Annotated in this window: 18 protein-coding genes; 13 read left to right on the forward strand and 5 right to left on the reverse strand. The window is 68.2% G+C overall.

What is annotated here, in order from left to right:
• Positions 1–46 precede the first annotated feature (46 nt).
• From WS64_RS02230 to WS64_RS02250, 5 genes are all read left to right on the forward strand, one after another.
• Positions 47–610, forward strand: coding sequence for a GspH/FimT family pseudopilin (locus WS64_RS02230; protein ID WP_060965616.1), 564 nt, complete (start codon positions 47–49; stop codon positions 608–610).
• Positions 607–1020, forward strand: coding sequence for a type IV pilus modification PilV family protein (locus tag WS64_RS02235; RefSeq protein ID WP_060965617.1), 414 nt, complete (start codon positions 607–609; stop codon positions 1018–1020). The genes WS64_RS02230 and WS64_RS02235 overlap by 4 nt, the downstream gene beginning before the upstream one ends.
• A complete protein-coding gene (locus tag WS64_RS02240; protein ID WP_060965618.1) occupies positions 1010–1843 on the forward strand; it encodes a type IV pilus assembly protein in 834 nt (277 codons plus the stop codon). The genes WS64_RS02235 and WS64_RS02240 overlap by 11 nt, the downstream gene beginning before the upstream one ends.
• A 143-nt stretch (positions 1844–1986) precedes the next feature.
• Positions 1987–2514, forward strand: a complete 528-nt coding sequence (locus WS64_RS02245) for a hypothetical protein (RefSeq protein WP_208606842.1) — start codon at positions 1987–1989, stop codon at positions 2512–2514.
• On the forward strand, positions 2511–2957 hold the full coding sequence (locus WS64_RS02250; RefSeq protein WP_059642088.1) for a type IV pilin protein: 447 nt from the start codon (positions 2511–2513) through the stop codon (positions 2955–2957). Before WS64_RS02245 ends, WS64_RS02250 begins: the two co-directional genes overlap by 4 nt.
• A 67-nt stretch (positions 2958–3024) precedes the next feature.
• On the opposite strand, the gene WS64_RS02255 is transcribed toward WS64_RS02250, so the two are convergent.
• The 3 genes from WS64_RS02255 to WS64_RS02265 form a co-directional block, all read right to left on the reverse strand.
• Positions 3025–3468 carry a DUF3318 domain-containing protein gene (locus WS64_RS02255; protein WP_059574252.1) on the reverse strand — a complete coding sequence of 148 codons (444 nt, stop codon included), beginning with the start codon at positions 3466–3468 and terminating at the stop codon, positions 3025–3027.
• A gap of 43 nt (positions 3469–3511) precedes the next feature.
• Positions 3512–3901: a phage holin family protein gene (locus WS64_RS02260; RefSeq protein WP_059574251.1), complete on the reverse strand. Its 390-nt coding sequence runs from the start codon at positions 3899–3901 to the stop codon at positions 3512–3514.
• A 122-nt stretch (positions 3902–4023) separates the two neighbouring features.
• The gene (locus WS64_RS02265; RefSeq protein ID WP_006494044.1) at positions 4024–4326 is read right to left on the reverse strand and encodes an ElaB/YgaM/YqjD family protein; all 303 of its coding nucleotides are present in this window, start codon (positions 4324–4326) and stop codon (positions 4024–4026) included.
• 317 nt (positions 4327–4643) lie between these two features.
• Here WS64_RS02265 and WS64_RS02270 point away from each other — a divergent pair, with 317 nt between their 5' ends.
• Positions 4644–5282, forward strand: coding sequence for a peroxiredoxin (locus tag WS64_RS02270; protein ID WP_006476788.1), 639 nt, complete (start codon positions 4644–4646; stop codon positions 5280–5282).
• A gap of 130 nt (positions 5283–5412) precedes the next feature.
• Here the strand turns inward: WS64_RS02270 and WS64_RS02275 are convergent, their stop codons facing one another.
• Positions 5413–6600 (reverse strand): acyl-CoA dehydrogenase, encoded by a 1188-nt coding sequence (locus tag WS64_RS02275; RefSeq protein ID WP_059574250.1) that lies wholly within the window; start codon positions 6598–6600, stop codon positions 5413–5415.
• 113 nt (positions 6601–6713) lie between these two features.
• Here WS64_RS02275 and WS64_RS02280 point away from each other — a divergent pair, with 113 nt between their 5' ends.
• Positions 6714–7505 (forward strand): IclR family transcriptional regulator, encoded by a 792-nt coding sequence (locus WS64_RS02280; RefSeq protein ID WP_060965619.1) that lies wholly within the window; start codon positions 6714–6716, stop codon positions 7503–7505.
• A gap of 157 nt (positions 7506–7662) precedes the next feature.
• On the forward strand, positions 7663–8073 hold the full coding sequence (locus WS64_RS02285; protein WP_060965620.1) for a GFA family protein: 411 nt from the start codon (positions 7663–7665) through the stop codon (positions 8071–8073).
• 245 nt (positions 8074–8318) lie between these two features.
• Here the strand turns inward: WS64_RS02285 and WS64_RS02290 are convergent, their stop codons facing one another.
• The gene (locus WS64_RS02290) at positions 8319–9122 is read right to left on the reverse strand and encodes an EAL domain-containing protein (protein ID WP_059574247.1); all 804 of its coding nucleotides are present in this window, start codon (positions 9120–9122) and stop codon (positions 8319–8321) included.
• A 352-nt stretch (positions 9123–9474) separates the two neighbouring features.
• Here WS64_RS02290 and WS64_RS02295 point away from each other — a divergent pair, with 352 nt between their 5' ends.
• The 5 genes from WS64_RS02295 to fahA are packed head-to-tail and all read left to right on the forward strand — an operon-like array spanning position 9475 to position 15431.
• Positions 9475–11136, forward strand: a complete 1662-nt coding sequence (locus tag WS64_RS02295; RefSeq protein WP_060965621.1) for an FAD-dependent oxidoreductase — start codon at positions 9475–9477, stop codon at positions 11134–11136.
• 28 nt (positions 11137–11164) lie between these two features.
• Positions 11165–11395 (forward strand): DUF2783 domain-containing protein, encoded by a 231-nt coding sequence (locus WS64_RS02300; RefSeq protein ID WP_060965622.1) that lies wholly within the window; start codon positions 11165–11167, stop codon positions 11393–11395.
• A complete protein-coding gene (locus tag WS64_RS02305) occupies positions 11392–12753 on the forward strand; it encodes an MFS transporter (RefSeq protein ID WP_060965623.1) in 1362 nt (453 codons plus the stop codon). The genes WS64_RS02300 and WS64_RS02305 overlap by 4 nt, the downstream gene beginning before the upstream one ends.
• Before the next feature lie 15 nt (positions 12754–12768).
• Entirely contained in the window at positions 12769–14103 is a 1335-nt protein-coding gene (gene hmgA, locus WS64_RS02310) for a homogentisate 1,2-dioxygenase (RefSeq protein ID WP_059642069.1), read from the forward strand.
• Positions 14100–15431, forward strand: coding sequence for a fumarylacetoacetase (fahA, locus tag WS64_RS02315; protein WP_060965624.1), 1332 nt, complete (start codon positions 14100–14102; stop codon positions 15429–15431). The genes hmgA and fahA overlap by 4 nt, the downstream gene beginning before the upstream one ends.
• The last annotated feature ends 94 nt before the right edge of the window (positions 15432–15525 follow it).

Raw genomic sequence — 15525 nt, forward strand, 5'->3', positions numbered from 1 at the left:
ACGCGCCGCTACAGTCGTCGCATCACCGTGGCGGAGGACGATTGCGATGGAACCGGGCGCTCAATCCTTGAAGAATGTGGTGCAACGATTGGGCGGATTCACGCTCGTCGAGCTGATGGTCGCCCTGTCGCTGGCGGCGGGGCTCGCGCTCTATGCGGTGCCCACGTTCGACCAGTGGCGCATGCGTGAACGCGTGGATGCCCGCTCGCGCGCGCTGCTCGGTGCGCTGTCGTTTGCGCGTACCGAGGCAACGCGCCTCGGCGCGCGCGTCACGCTGTGCCGCGCCGGGCGCGACGGCGCCTGCCTGCGTGCCGGAGAGCGGTGCGATCCGGCCGAATGGTCGTGCGACTGGATCGTCAGCGGGCAGGTCGACGGGCACTCGCGTGTGCTGCGACGCTATCCGCGCGATGCGGAAGTGGCCGTCGTGGGCGCGGCACATGAGCTCGCGTTTGCGCCGCCGGCCGGCCAGTCGATCGGCGGGATCCGGCGTTTCGAGTTGCGTCCGAGGCGCGGCGTGTCCGATGCCGACGACGCGCGCGCATCGCGTTGCGTGCGCATCGCGGCCGGCGGCCGCGCGCGGATGGTCGCCGGTCGCTGCGACGCGGCATGATCGCCATGCGCCATGCCATGCGCGGTACGTCGTTGCTCGAGGCGACGCTGGCCATCGCGCTGCTCGCCACCGTGATGTTGGCGGTCGCCGGCAGCCAGCTCGCGATGGCGCGTGCGCAGCGCGCGACGATCTGGCGCGAGCGCGCGCTGTGGCTGGCCGATGCACGTATCGAGCGTCTGCATGCCGCCGCGGCGGTCGACGACGGCCTCGCGGCGTCGGCGGCGACGTCGTTGCCCGGTGGCGCGATGGCGCTCGACGGCGGGCCGGGCGGCGTCCGCTACGCGGTCGTCGGCTGGCGGGGCGGCAACGGGGGCGCGTCGCCGCGCTGCGATGCGGCAGGGGCGTCGTCAGCGCAGCCGCGATCGTGTGTCCGGATACCGTTTCGGGAGAGGGCGCGCGATGAGCGCTGATCGCCGTACGTGTGGCCATACGCTGCTCGAAGTGCTGATTGCGATGACCGTTGGGCTACTCGTGCTCGCGGCGGCCGGTGCGCTGTACCACGCGCAGCGCATTGCGCAGCGTCGCGCGGAAGACGGGTTCAGGATGCGCGACGCGGCGGCGGCCGCGCTGATGCTGATCGGTCAGCAGATCCAGATGGCGGGTTTCCGGCCGCTCGATGCCGAAGCGGCATTGCCGTTGCCGCCGGTGTTCGGCTGTTCGACGGCACGCGTGCGCGGTAGCGGCGCACAGGTGCGCTGCGAGCCCGCGCGTTCGGCGTCGGACGCGTTGCTGGTCCGGTATGTCGGCGATGCCGTATCCACGTGGACGACGGTGAGCGGCCAGGCGTCGGATTGCCTCGGGCAGGGTGTCGGCGAGCCGGGCGAGCCGGCGCCGATGGAGAATCGCTTCGATGCGCATGTCAGCCCGTCGACGGGCGAGCCCGAACTGTATTGCGAAGGAAGCGGCCGTCCGGGCACGCCGCAGCCCGTCGTGGCGGGGATCGACCAGTTGCGCATCCGTTATTTGCGTCGCGGCGCCATGCGGTTCGTCGACGCCGATGCGATGCGTGCCGACGACTGGCGCGAGGTCGTGGCCGTGCATGTCTGCGTCAGGGCGCGCGGCGAGCCGATGCGCGAACCGGCGCGCCAGGTCGACTGCGACGGCCGCGTTGCCGTGCCATCGGACGGCCGCGCCCGTTTGACGCTCGATCGCATCGTCGCGTTGCGCAACGTCGCGCTCGCCGCCGACGCTGCGTCGCATGATGCGATTCGAGCAAGCGAGGTGGTGCGATGAGCGGAGCATCGCGATACATGCGGGATGGCATCTCGCGACGCGGCGAGGCTGGCCACGCGCACGAGCGCAGCGTCGCGAGCGGCGGCGATCGGCAGCACGCCGTACGTGCTCGCGTTCCAGCGGCGACCCCGCGCGAGCCGCACATGCGTTTCCGGCCCGGTCGCCGTGCGTGGCGGCGCGATGCGGGCCTTGCGTTGCCCGCGGTGATCGCCGTCGGCGCAGCGGTCGCGGCACTGACCGGCACATGGTTCGACGCCGCGCTGACGGAGTCGCGCCGCACGCGCGCGTTGTCCGATCGGCTGATCGCGTTCCACGCGGCCGATGCCGCGCTTGCCGAGTGTACCGCGCGATTGCTGCGCGGCTCGGCGCCGTATGTGTACGAAAGCGAATCGCATGCGGAGCCCGACGCGTGGCGACGCATGCCGCCGCTGGCGGCTGCCGAAGCGTTCGCGCCATTCGCCGAATGGCCGATGGCCGAGCAGCCGCCGCGATGCCTGATCGAGGCGTGGCGGCGTCCGGCGGGGCAGGCACGCGATCGCGCTTATCTTGTGACCGCGCGCGGTGTCGGCGCGCACGCGTCGAGTGCCGTATGGTTGCAGCAGCAGGTTGCGATACGGGACGGCCATATCGTCGTGCTGCGCTGGCGTCGTGTCGCGGCGGTGCTTCGATGAACGGCCGCCTGTTCATGATTCGAGCGGCGGGGTTCACGCTGATCGAACTGATGATCGTGCTCGCGATCGTCGCGGTGCTGGCCGGGTGGGGTATCCCGTCGTATCGCGAGCATGTCGTGCGGGTTCACCGCGTGTCGGCGGTGTCCGCGCTGTACCGTGCGGCCCAGTATCTCGAAACGCTCGACGGTGCACCGCCTGCGGCATTGCCGGACGCGCTCGCGCAGGCGCCGCCGGACGGGCAGGCCGTGTATCGATTGACGCTCGGGCGGCCGGACGGCGACGAGTCGCCGGTGAGCTATGAACTGGCAGCGACGCCGCTCGACACGGGGCCGATGCGCGACGATGCATGCGGCACGTTCACGCTGCGCTCGGACGGGACGAAAGGCAATGCGGGAAGCGGGGGCGCCGACGAACCAGGCGCTGCCTGCTGGGGCGTGCGCTGAGTTCGCAACGAACGCGCGCAACGAACGCGCGCGGCGGCGCATGGCCGTGCGCGCGGGAGGCCCGCGGTCAGTCGTCGCGTGCGTCGAGCCCGCGCTCGTCGCGGGACTGCTTCCAGATCCGGTAGACCTCCCATGCGGCGAAGCCGAGCGTGCCCCACTTCAACGCGGGGCCCGCACTTGCGCGCAGCAGCGAGCGAACGGGTTTCGCCAGCACGAGCGATGCGAGCGAACTCAGCATCGGATACTGGTTGACGAGATGGCCGAGGCTTGCGTTCAGGTTCCTGGCCGACTGGCCGAACTTGCCGGTCGACAGCCCGGGGATGAACACCTTGAGCCAACTGAAGCGCGTGACGGCCTGGCGCATTTCGGCGGCGGCTTCCGCGAGTTCGAGCCGCTCGACTTCGGATCGCAGGATCAGCAGTTCCTTGCGCAGCGCGCGGTGCTGCGACGCGCTCCAGTTCGATCGCGACGAATGGGAGCGGGATGGATTGCCCGTGATGTTCTGGCTCATGGCGCGTCGGCGAAGTAGGTGGAAGGGATGAGCGCGAGGGCGTTCACGGCTTGCCGCGGAACAGGTCGCGGTCTTTCTCGAGTTCGGCGAGCGTCGCCTCGAACACGGTTGGCGCGCCCCGCAGGCCCGAGCGCGCCTTCAGCCCGCATACGATGCCGCCAACGGCATACAGCGCGGTGATCGCGGCGAGCGACTGCCAGCGGTAGGTATCCCAGAACGCGATCGCGATCAGCACGGTCAGGCTGATGAGTGCCATCGTCGCGAGCATCATCGCGGCGAGGCCGAGGAACAGCACGCCCATCAGGCGCTCCTTCTCCTCGGCAAGCTCGATGCCCACCAGTTCGAGGCGCGTTTGCAGGAGGCCGATGGCCGAGCCGACGAGGCGGCGCAGCGGTCCTTGACCGGATGGCTGCGAGGGGGTGTCTGTCGTCATGGATGCGGTGCTTGCGCGTACAGTGAGCAGCTAGGACAAAGCCGCCGGCGCAGGCCGGCCGGCTTCGACGCCCGCGCGCCGCGTCATCATGCGGCCCGCGGGACGAAACGGCGCAAAGCGCGTTACTTGCGGTTGATCAGCAGGCCGATCAGCACGCCAACGCCGGCAGCCACGCCGATCGACGTCCACGGATGCTCGTGCACGTAGTCGTCGGTCGCGCGCGCGGCCTTCTTGCCTTTCTCGACCACCACGACCTGGACGTCGGCTGCCTTTTCCTTGGCCTGCTTCAGGCGCGACATGGCTTTCTCGCGCAGCTCGGCCGCACGGTCGCCCGTGCTGCTCGCAGCTTGCTTGAGCAGGTCTTCGGCGTCCGAGAGAACGGTTTTGATATCCGACATCAGTTTCTCCTTGTTGATTTCCGACATTGCAACTCCCTTCGTGCTGTCATGCTGCAGGTTCACATCGTAGCGAAACCCGTGCCTGCTGGCGAGCCGGGAAGACGCACGGCGGCAGCGCAAGACTGCATGGTAAACGACTTGTAATGATGAACAGAGCGGCAAACGGATTGAAAAGTTTCCCCGCTGCCGTCCGTTCTCCCACGACGCCGGGCAAAAATGACAAAAAAGTATGAATATCAAACGGAATAATCGTTCGCACGGCCCATTGCTTCCCGTAAGCTGATGGACTGCCCCGCGCTGTCCGGCGCGCGGTTTCAACCAGCATCGTTCGAGGAGGGAACATCATGAGTCTGCGTCTTGGCGACATCGCACCGGATTTCGAGCAGGAATCGAGCCTGGGCACCATCAAGTTTCACGAGTGGCTCGGCAACAGCTGGGGTGTCCTGTTCTCGCACCCGGCCGACTACACGCCGGTGTGCACGACCGAACTCGGGCTGACCTCGAAGCTGAAGGGCGAATTCGAGAAACGCAACGTGAAGGTGATCGCGCTGTCGGTCGACGGCGTCGAATCGCACAAGGGCTGGATCAACGACATCAACGAGACACAGTCGACGGTCGTGGGCTTCCCGATCATCGCCGACGCGGACCGCAAGGTGTCGCAGCTGTACGACATGATTCATCCGAACGCGAACGAAACGCTGACGGTGCGGTCGCTGTTCGTGATCGACCCGAACAAGAAGGTGCGGCTCACGATCACCTATCCGGCCAGCACGGGGCGCAATTTCGACGAAGTGCTGCGCGTGATCGATTCGCTGCAGTTGACCGACAATTACAAGGTCGCGACGCCCGGCAACTGGAAGGACGGCGACGACGTCGTGATCGTGCCGTCGCTGCAGGATCCGGAAGAACTGAAGAAGCGCTTCCCGAAGGGCTTCAACGCGGTGCGTCCGTATCTGCGCCTGACGCCGCAGCCGAACAAGTAAGCATCGACGCAGCCCCTGCCCGCGGCTACGATGACAAAGGCCCGTCCGGCAGCGATGCCGGGCGGGCCTTTTACGTGGCGGCGCTCGCAGGCGCGGCATCGCCGCCGCCGCGTGCGTCATGGCCGAATCATCAGAAGAACGCCTGGATGCCCGTCTGCGCACGGCCGAGGATCAGCGCGTGGATGTCGTGCGTGCCTTCGTACGTGTTCACCACTTCGAGGTTCACGAGATGGCGCGCGACGCCGAATTCGTCGGAGATGCCGTTGCCGCCGAGCATGTCGCGCGCGAGCCGCGCGATGTCGAGCGCCTTGCCGCACGAGTTGCGCTTCATGATCGACGTGATCTCGACGGCGGCCGTGCCTTCGTCCTTCATCCGGCCGAGGCGCAGCACGCCTTGCAGGCCGAGCGTGATTTCGGTCTGCATGTCGGCGAGCTTCTTCTGGATCAACTGGTTCGCGGCGAGCGGCCGGCCGAACTGCTGGCGGTCGAGCACGTACTGGCGTGCGGTGTGCCAGCACGACTCGGCGGCGCCGAGCGCGCCCCACGCGATCCCGTAGCGCGCCGAGTTCAGGCAGGTGAACGGGCCGCGCAGGCCGCTCACGTTCGGCATCAGGTTCTCTTCGGGCACGAACACCTCGTCGAGGACGATCTCGCCGGTGATCGACGCGCGCAGCCCGACCTTGCCGTGGATCGCCGGCGCCGACAGGCCCTTCCAGCCCTTCTCGAGGATGAAGCCGCGGATCGCGTCCTTGCCGTTTTCTTCCAGTTTCGCCCACACGACGAACACGTCGGCGATCGGCGAGTTGGTGATCCACATCTTCGCGCCGGACAGCGCGTAGCCGCCCGGCACCTTCTTCGCGCGCGTGACCATGCTGCCCGGGTCGGAGCCGTGGTTCGGCTCGGTCAGCCCGAAGCAGCCGATCCATTCGCCGGTCGCCAGCTTCGGCAGGTATTTCTGCTTCTGCGCGTCGGAGCCGAATTCGAAGATCGGCACCATCACGAGCGACGACTGCACGGACATCATCGACCGGTAGCCCGAATCGACGCGCTCGACTTCGCGCGCGATCAGCCCGTAGCTCACGTAGTTGAGGCCGGGGCCGCCATACTCCTCCGGAATCGTCGGGCCGAGCAGGCCGAGTTCGCCCATCTCGCGAAAGATGGCCGCGTCGGTGCGTTCGTGGCGGAACGCTTCGGTGACGCGCGGCGCGAGCTTGTCCTGTGCGTAGGCCTGCGCGGCGTCGCGCACCATCCGCTCGTCCTCGGTCAGTTGCTGGTCGAGCAGCAGCGGATCGTCCCAATGAAAAGTTGCAGCACTCATCGTCTCATCTCCTGTTGGTCCGGTCTTCGAGCCGGCCCCATGCCAAAGTTCGCTTGACTATGGTTCCGCTATGCGGAACAATGTTTTGCAAATTGAACTCAGTGTAGCACCGGATGACGCTTTCAACCATCGACGACACCACGATCGACGAGCGCAAGTTCGTCGTCGCGCTCGCGCGCGGGCTCGACCTGCTGCGCGCCTTCCGGCCCGGCGAGACGATGCTGGGCAATCGCGATTTCGCGGAACGCACGGGGCTGCCGAAGGCGACGGTGAACCGGCTCGCCTATACGCTGACCGTGCTCGGCTATCTGCGCTACGACGAGACGCTCGGCAAGTATGCGCTGGACGCCGGCGTGCTGTCGCTCGGCTACGCGTTGCTGTCGGGCTCGGGGACGATCGATCTCGCGCGGCCGCACATGCAGGCGCTCGCGCGCGAGATTGGCGCGGCCGTGTCGCTCGGCTGCCGCGACGGGCTCGACATGATCTATCTGGAGACGATCCGCAGCGAGACCGCGCTGACGCTCGGGCTCGCGCCCGGTTCGCGGCTGTCGATGCTGACGAGCTCGATGGGGCGCGCGTACCTGGCCGTGCAGCCGGAGGACGTGCGCGGCGCGCTCTATGCCGAGCTGCACCGCGCGGCCGGCGGCGCGGCCGATGCCGATGCGCTCGTCGCCGCCGCGCAGCACGCGGTGGCCGAGTTCTCGGCGAGCGGTTGCTGCTATTCGTTCCGCGCGTGGCACACGGACGTGAACGCGGCGGCCGTGCCGTTTCGCGAGCCGCGCGAGGGGCGCTGGCTGATCCTGAGCTGCAGCGGCCCCGCATCGTCGATGGACGAAGACGTGTTCCGCACGCAAGTCGGGCCGAAGCTGAAGGCGCTCGCGCAACGGCTCGGGCAGACGGTCTGAGCAACGGGCGCACGCGGAGGTCGCCGTCGCGCGGCCATCGGTTCGTTGGTCGCGGGTGCGGAAGCGGAGGGCGCGGCGCGGCCCGGTTGCGTATTGTGCGACGGGCGAACTGCGCTCATCATCGTTCGCCTGTGTCCTGACGATCACGAGGTTCGCGATGCCGCACCCCGAAACGATGGAAGGCGGATGCGCATGCGGCGCGATTCGCTACCGGATCGCCGGCCTGCCGGCCGATGCCGGCTTCTGCCACTGTCGGCTCTGCCAGCGTACGACCGGCGCGGCGGTCGTCGCATCGGCATCGGTGCCGATCGACGCATTCGAATACCTGCAGGGCGAACCGAGCGTCTATGCATCGAGCGCGTGGGGCGAGCGGCGTTTCTGCGGCCGCTGCGGCGCGCAGCTCGAATACCGGCGCTCCGTGGAGCCGCGGACGGTCGAGATCAATTACGCGACGCTCGACGAGCCGTCGCGGCTGCGTCCGGCGTGGCATGTCTGGTACGGAAATCGTTTCCCGGGCATCGAGATCGACGACGATCTGCCGAAGTACGACGACGGTGGAAGAGAATAAGAATAGGCGGTTGGTTTACGCCGACGCGCCGGTGTGGATCTCGCGCGCAAGCAGGTTCGACCTTTGCGCGTAACGAACAGGAAACCGGCCGGCGTCGAGCGATGCCGCGTGCTGAAACCTGAAACCTGAAACCTGAAACCTGAAACCTGAAACCTGAAACCTGAAACCCGATTCCCGAAGCGGCACGACACGCCGTCATTCAGCGTGCCACGCCCGCGCGCGGCGCGCACCGTCCGCCGCGCCGCTCAGGCCGTCACGACCTTCGCGAACACCGGCCCCTGCATGAACCGCACGTCGTGCTGGCGAAGCAGCTCGCACTGCGTCTCGTCGACCACACCGTCGAAAATCAGCGGAATCCGCACGCGCTGCGCATAGGCGACGAGCGCCTTGACCATCCCGTCGCGCAGCGCGATGCCCGCATCCATCTTGATGTAGTCGGGGCGCGCCATGTCCGATTCGACCGCGAGGATGCGGCCCGGGTCGGGCAGCTTGTCCGCGACCTTGAAGCCGTGATGCTGGTAGCTGCGCGTCAGGTAGCCGAGGAACGTCTTGTGGGCGACCGCGACCGCCGGCAGCTCGATCACGATCCGCTCGGGCGGCAGCCCGAAGCGCTGCAGCACCGACGAGAAATGCTTGCCGTGGTCGTACTTCACGCTCTTGAGCAGCCGCTCGTGCACGCGCAGGAACAGCAGCCCGTGACGCTGCGCACCGAAGAAATTGATCGCGTGCAGCGCGCGCGACAGGCGGTCGATCGCGACGAGCGTCTGGTCGTCGACGGCCGCGTCGACCGGATCGTGCTGCGCGCCCGTGACCAGCGTGACGGCCTGGAAGCCGAGCTCGTCGCCGTAGCGCTCGATCGCGTCGGCGAACGACGTCGATTGCGGCGCGCCGGGCATCGTCACGTCGTAGATCGGCTCGTACGCACTGGCGAGCGTGCGCTCGGGCAGATTCGCGCACGCGGTGCCGCCTTCGGCAAGCGCGAGGTGCTCCCGCAGATACGGCAGTTGCCCGGCACGGGCGACCAGCTCGGGGATGGTAGGCGGAATCATCGGCGTGAAAAGGAAAAATGGCGGCCGAAAGGGCCGCCTCGTTGTCTTGATATTAGCAGCGCGCGCCGCGCTCGGCTCGGCGTTTCGCTCATATGGTTATCCCGTCCCCGAGCGAACGACTAGGGTTTACGTTGATTTCACTATTCGTAATTGGTTTTACTATTCGTAAATCCAAAGATTTGTCGCCGATCAAGAAATGCGGCAGGCAGGCGCCGCGAAACGGCGCCGTTCACGAATCAACAGGAAGCAAGGAGCGAGACGTGGCGGTTGACAGGACAGGCGGGCACGCGCGCCGGCAGGAGACGGACGCGATGCCGGGCGCGGCGGTGCGCCCGGCGGGATTGAGGAGCGGATGGCGACCATGAGCATCGATTACCAGACGCTGAAGTTCGAGTACCGCGCCCGCGCGCACGACGCGGCCGTCCACCCGGTGATCGTCGTCGGCGCGGGGCCGGTGGGCCTCGCGGCCGCGATCGACCTCGCGCAGCAGGGCGTGCCGGTCGTGCTGCTCGACGACGACGACACGCTGTCGACCGGCTCGCGCGCGATCTGCTTCGCGAAGCGCACGCTCGAGATCTTCGACCGGCTCGGCTGCGGCGAGCGCTTCGTCGACAAGGGCGTGAGCTGGCACGTCGGCAAGGTGTTCCTGCAGGACGAGCAACTGTACGCGTTCGACCTGCTGCCCGAGGAAGGGCACGCGCGCCCCGCGTTCATCAACCTGCAGCAGTACTACGTCGAAGGCTATCTGGCCGATCGCGCGTTCGAGCTGCCGAACATCGACATCCGCTGGAAGCACAAGGTGACGGGCGTCGCGCAGTCGGCCGAACACGCGGTGCTGACGATCGAGACGCCGGACGGCGTCGCGACGCTGCACGCGCAGTACGTGATCGCGGCCGACGGCTCGCGCAGCCCGATGCGCACGATGATGGGCCTGGAGAGCCGGGGCCGCACGTTCAAGGATCGCTTCCTGATCGCCGACGTGAAGATGAGGGCGGAGTTTCCGACCGAGCGCTGGTTCTGGTTCGATCCGCCGTTTCATCGCAACCAGTCGGTGCTGCTGCACCGCCAGCCCGACAACGTGTGGCGCATCGACTTCCAGCTCGGCTGGGATGCCGATCCCGTCGCCGAGAAGCAGCCGGAGCGCGTGATCCCGCGCGTGCGCGCACTGCTCGGGCCGGACGTCGAGTTCGAGCTCGAGTGGGTGAGCGTCTATACGTTCCGCTGCCAGCGGATGGACACGTTCCGTCACGGCCGCGTGCTGTTCGCCGGCGATTCGGCGCACGGCGTGTCGCCGTTCGGCGCGCGTGGCGCGAACAGCGGCGTGCAGGATGCGGACAACCTCGCGTGGAAGCTGAAGCTGGTGCTGGACGGCCACGCGCACGACCGTCTGCTCGACACCTATGCGAGCGAGCGCGAGTTCGCGGCCGACGAGAACATCCGCAACTCGACGCGCTCGACCGATTTCATCACGCCGAAGAGCGCGGTGTCGCGCGTGTTCCGCGATGCGACGCTGAAGCTCGCGCGCGACTGCGAATTCGCGCGCAGGCTGGTGAACAGCGGGCGCCTGTCGGTGCCGGCCGTGCTGGCCGATTCGCCGCTGAACACGCCGGACCGCGGCGGCGACGCATTCGCATGCGCGATGCGGCCGGGCGCGGCGGCGGCCGATGCGCCGGTGCGTGCGCACGGCGCGTCCGGCTGGCTGCTGCGGCATCTGTGCGGCGGCTTCACCGGCGTGCTGTTCGGATTGCCGGGCGACGCGGCCGCGCTCGCGCAGGCCGTCAGTGGTCTCGCGCCGACGGTGCGGCCGGTGCTCGTCGTGCCGGCCGGGCACGCGCGGCCGGCAGCCGGCGTCGACGTCGTGGAGGACGTCGACGGGCTCGCCGCGCAGCGCTACGACGCGCAGCCCGGCACGTTCTACCTGCTGCGTCCCGACCAGCACGTGTGCGCACGCACGCGCACGCTCGACCGTCAAGCGATCGCCGACGCACTGGCGCGCGCGACCTGCGCACGCTGACTACGATAAAGACACCGGAGACACCGTCATGCCCTCACTCGATACCCGCCCGCGCCTGGCCGACCCCGACGCGTTCTACGAAGCGCTGATCGACATGCATCGCGACCTGTCGGACGCCGACAGCCAGCTCGTCAACGCGAAGCTGATCCTGCTGCTCGCGAACCAGGTCGGCGACGCCGACGTGCTGCGCGAAGCGATGGCGCTCGCGCGCCAGGGCGTGACGCCGCCCGTGCATCCGTCCGCCGAGGTGGCGCAATGAGCGCGGCGCCGGCCGATACGCGCGTGCTCGAAGTCGAGCGCGTGATCGACGAGACCCATCGCCCGGGTTTTCACTGGATGCTGCTCGCGCTGTGCGGGCTGTGCCTCGTGATTGACGGTTTCGATGCGCAGGCGATGGGCTACGTCGCGCCGAGCGTGATCGCCGAATGGGGCGTGCCGAAGCAGGCGCTCGGGCCGGTGTTCAGCGCGAGCCTGTTCGGGATGCTGCTCGGCGCGCTCGGGCTGTCGGTGTTGGCCGACCGGATCGGCCGGCGTCCGGTGCTGATCGGCTCGACGCTGTTCTTCTCGGTGACGATGCTCGCGACGCCGTTCGCGAGTTCGATCCCCGTGCTGATGGCGCTGCGCTTCGTCACGGGCCTCGGCCTCGGCTGCATCATGCCGAACGCGATGGCGCTGGTCGGCGAATTCAGCCCGGCCGCGCATCGCGTGAAGCGGATGATGATCGTGTCGTGCGGTTTCACGCTCGGCGCGGCGCTCGGCGGATTCATCAGCGCGGCGCTGATTCCGGCGCTCGGCTGGCGCTCGGTGTTCTTCGTCGGCGGCGCGGTGCCGCTCGTGCTGACGATCGCGATGGTCGCGCGGCTGCCGGAGTCGCTGCAGTTCCTGGTGCTGAAAGGGCGCGTCGCGCAGGCGCGCGACTGGCTCGCGCGCTTCGCGCCGGCCGCCGGCATCGATGCGAACACGCGGCTCGTCGTGCGCGAACGCGCGGCGAGCGGCGCGCCGGTCGCCGAGCTGTTCCGCCATGGCCGCCTGCCCGTCACGCTGCTGCTGTGGGCGATCAGCTTCATGAACCTGATCGACCTGTACTTCCTGTCGAACTGGCTGCCGACCGTGATGCGCGACGCCGGTTATTCGCCGGGCACGGCGGTGATCGTCGGCACGGTGCTGCAGACGGGCGGCGTGATCGGCACGCTGTCGCTCGGCTGGTTCATCGAGCGTTACGGCTTCGTGCGCGTGCTGTTCGCGTGTTTCGCGTGCGCGGCCGTGTCGGTGGGGCTGATCGGCTCGGTCGCGCATGCGCTGCCGTGGCTGCTGGTCGTCGTGTTCGCGGGCGGGTTCTGCGTGGTCGGCGGACAGCCGGCCGTGAACGCGCTCGCGGGCCAGTATTACCCGACGTCGCTGCGCTCGACGGGCATCGGCTGGAGCCTCGGCATCGGCCGGATCGGCTCGGTGCTCGGGCCGCTCGTCGGCGGGCAACTGATTGCGCTGAACTGGACCAACGGCGCGCTGTTTCACGCGGCCGCGGTGCCCGTGCTCTGCTCGGCGCTGTTCGTGCTGGGCTTGGCCGGTGTGACGCGGCGCGGCGGCGCGCAGGCGCCGAACGCCGCCTTGAATTGATGGAGAAAGGAAACGATGACGCTTGACCTGTCGAAACCGGCGAGCGCCGGCTACCTGAGCGGTTTCGCGAACGAGTTCGCGACCGAGGCGCTGCCCGGCGCGCTGCCGCACGGCCGCAACTCGCCCCAGCGTGCGCCGTACGGGCTGTACGCGGAGCAGTTGTCGGGCACCGCGTTTACCGCACCGCGCGGCCACAACCGCCGCTCGTGGCTGTACCGGATTCGCCCCGCCGCCGTGCACCGGCCGTTCGAGCCGTATGCGGGCGCGCAGCGGCTCGTGTCGGAGTTCGGCGATTCGGCCGACGTGCCGCCGACGCCGCCGAACCAGTTGCGCTGGGATCCGCTGCCGATGCCGGTCGAGCCGACCGATTTCGTCGACGGCCTCGTGACGATGGCCGGCAACGGTTCGGCCGCCGCGATGAACGGCTGCGCGATCCATCTGTATGCGGCGAACCGGTCGATGCAGGACCGCTTCTTCTACAGCGCGGACGGTGAACTGCTGATCGTGCCGCAGCAGGGGCGCCTGTTCATCGCGACGGAATTGGGCCGGCTCGACGTCGAGCCGTTCGAGATCGCGGTGATCCCGCGCGGCGTGCGTTTTTCGGTCGCGCTGCCGGACGGCGACGCGCGCGGCTACATCTGCGAGAACTTCGGCGCGCTGCTGCGGCTGCCGGATCTCGGCCCGATCGGCTCGAACGGGCTCGCGAACCCGCGCGACTTCCTGACGCCGCAGGCCGCGTACGAGGATCGCGAAGGCGCGTTCGAGCTGATCGCGAAACTGAACGGACGCCTGTGGCGCGCGGACATCGGCCATTCGCCGCTCGACGTCGTCGCGTGGCACGGCAACTACGCGCCGTACAAATACGACCTGCGCCTGTTCAACACGATCGGCTCGATCAGCTTCGACCATCCCGATCCGTCGATCTTCCTCGTGCTGCAGGCGCAGAGCGACACGCCGGGCGTCGACACGATCGACTTCGTGATCTTCCCGCCGCGCTGGCTCGCGGCCGAGGATACGTTCCGCCCGCCGTGGTTCCACCGCAACGTCGCGAGCGAGTTCATGGGGCTCGTGCACGGCGCGTACGACGCGAAGGCCGAAGGCTTCGTGCCGGGCGGCGCGAGCCTGCACAACTGCATGTCGGGCCACGGGCCCGACGCGGACACGTTCGAGAAGGCGTCCGCGAGCGACACGACGAAGCCGCACAAGGTCGACGCGACGATGGCGTTCATGTTCGAAACCCGCACGCTGATCCGGCCGACGCGCTACGCGCTCGATACCGCGCAGCTGCAGGCCGATTACTTCGAATGCTGGCAAGGCATCAAGAAACACTTCAATCCGGAGCAAAAGTGAGCGATACCCAAGACTGGCGCGCGACGCTCGATCCGGCTCGCAAGAGCTGGGTCGACACGGCGAACGATCCCGCCTGCGATTTCCCGATCCAGAACCTGCCGTTCGGAATCTTCAGCGATGCGAAGCAGACGGCGCGCCGCGCGGGCGTCGCGCTTGGCGACCAGATCGTCGACCTGGCCGAATTGAAGCGGGCCGGGCTGCTGACGTTGCCGCTGCCGAGCCCCGAGGATTTTTTCGAGATGCGCGATCGCGCGTTCGAGCAGCCGACGCTGAACGATTTCATCGCGCTTGGCCGCGATGCATGGCGCAGCGTGCGCGTGCAACTGTCCGACCTGTTCTCGCGCGACAACGCACGGCTGCGCGACGATGCGGCGCTGCGCGCGAAGGTGCTGGTGCCGCAGCGCGACGCGACGCTGCATCTGCCGGTCGAGATTCCCGGCTACACCGATTTCTATTCGTCGAAGGAGCACGCGACCAACGTCGGCTCGATGTTTCGCGATCCGAAGAATGCGCTGCTGCCGAACTGGTCGGAGATGCCGATCGGCTACAACGGCCGCGCATCGTCGGTGGTCGTGAGCGGCACGCCGGTGCGGCGCCCGAACGGGCAGCTGAAGCTGCCCGACCAGGAGCGTCCGGTGTTCGGCGCGTGCCGCAAGCTCGATATCGAACTGGAGACGGGCTTCATCGTCGGCCGCGGCAACGCGCTCGGCGAGCCGATCGCGTGCGAGGACGCGGAAGCGCATATCTTCGGGATGGTGCTGCTGAACGACTGGAGCGCACGCGATATCCAGCAGTGGGAGTACGTGCCGCTCGGCCCGTTCAATTCGAAGGGCTTCGCGACGACGATCTCGCCGTGGATCGTCACGCTCGACGCGCTTGAACCGTTTCGCGTCGCGCAGCCCGAGCAGTCGCCGCAGCCGCTCGCGTATCTGCGGCATGCGGGCAAGCACGCGTTCGACATCGCGCTGGAAGTGACGCTGCGCGCCGAAGGTGCGGCCGAGGCCACGTCGATCTGCCGGACGAACTTCAAGCACATGTACTGGACGATGGCGCAGCAGCTCGCGCATCACACCGTTGCCGGCTGCAACACGCGCGTGGGCGACCTGATGGGCTCGGGCACGATCAGCGGGCTGACGAAGGATTCGTTCGGCAGCCTGCTCGAACTGACGTGGAACGGCAAGGAGCCGCTCGCGCTGACGGGCGGCGGCAGCCGTACGTTCATCGAGGACGGCGACGAGCTGACGCTCGCCGGCTGGTGCCAGGGGGACGGCTATCGCGTCGGCTTCGGCACGTGTGCGGGCAAGATCTTGCCGGCGCGGAGCGCGTGACGGATCGCGGCGACGGAACGTCGCGCGCAGGTCACGCGTAGTCTGGAAGGACAGGGCGGCCCGCATTGCGCGGGCCGTTTCCGTTTACCGGAGA

The sequence above is a fragment of the Burkholderia anthina genome (assembly GCF_001547525.1).
GTDB lineage: Bacteria > Pseudomonadota > Gammaproteobacteria > Burkholderiales > Burkholderiaceae > Burkholderia > Burkholderia semiarida.

Bases quoted from the DNA above. Each gene is read 5' to 3' on its own strand.
- WS64_RS02290 (WP_059574247.1), bottom strand. From the start codon at position 9,122: ATGATTCCGCCTACCATCCCCGAGCTGGTCGCCCGTGCCGGGCAACTG.
- WS64_RS02250 (WP_059642088.1), top strand. From the start codon at position 2,511: ATGAACGGCCGCCTGTTCATGATTCGAGCGGCGGGGTTCACGCTGATC.
- WS64_RS02295 (WP_060965621.1), top strand. From the start codon at position 9,475: ATGGCGACCATGAGCATCGATTACCAGACGCTGAAGTTCGAGTACCGC.
- hmgA (WP_059642069.1), top strand. From the start codon at position 12,769: ATGACGCTTGACCTGTCGAAACCGGCGAGCGCCGGCTACCTGAGCGGT.
- WS64_RS02280 (WP_060965619.1), top strand. From the start codon at position 6,714: ATGACGCTTTCAACCATCGACGACACCACGATCGACGAGCGCAAGTTC.
- WS64_RS02255 (WP_059574252.1), bottom strand. From the start codon at position 3,468: ATGAGCCAGAACATCACGGGCAATCCATCCCGCTCCCATTCGTCGCGA.
- WS64_RS02265 (WP_006494044.1), bottom strand. From the start codon at position 4,326: ATGTCGGAAATCAACAAGGAGAAACTGATGTCGGATATCAAAACCGTT.
- WS64_RS02235 (WP_060965617.1), top strand. From the start codon at position 607: ATGATCGCCATGCGCCATGCCATGCGCGGTACGTCGTTGCTCGAGGCG.
- WS64_RS02245 (WP_208606842.1), top strand. From the start codon at position 1,987: ATGCGTTTCCGGCCCGGTCGCCGTGCGTGGCGGCGCGATGCGGGCCTT.
- WS64_RS02270 (WP_006476788.1), top strand. From the start codon at position 4,644: ATGAGTCTGCGTCTTGGCGACATCGCACCGGATTTCGAGCAGGAATCG.
- WS64_RS02285 (WP_060965620.1), top strand. From the start codon at position 7,663: ATGCCGCACCCCGAAACGATGGAAGGCGGATGCGCATGCGGCGCGATT.
- WS64_RS02275 (WP_059574250.1), bottom strand. From the start codon at position 6,600: ATGAGTGCTGCAACTTTTCATTGGGACGATCCGCTGCTGCTCGACCAG.
- WS64_RS02260 (WP_059574251.1), bottom strand. From the start codon at position 3,901: ATGACGACAGACACCCCCTCGCAGCCATCCGGTCAAGGACCGCTGCGC.
- WS64_RS02305 (WP_060965623.1), top strand. From the start codon at position 11,392: ATGAGCGCGGCGCCGGCCGATACGCGCGTGCTCGAAGTCGAGCGCGTG.
- WS64_RS02230 (WP_060965616.1), top strand. From the start codon at position 47: ATGGAACCGGGCGCTCAATCCTTGAAGAATGTGGTGCAACGATTGGGC.
- WS64_RS02300 (WP_060965622.1), top strand. From the start codon at position 11,165: ATGCCCTCACTCGATACCCGCCCGCGCCTGGCCGACCCCGACGCGTTC.
- WS64_RS02240 (WP_060965618.1), top strand. From the start codon at position 1,010: ATGAGCGCTGATCGCCGTACGTGTGGCCATACGCTGCTCGAAGTGCTG.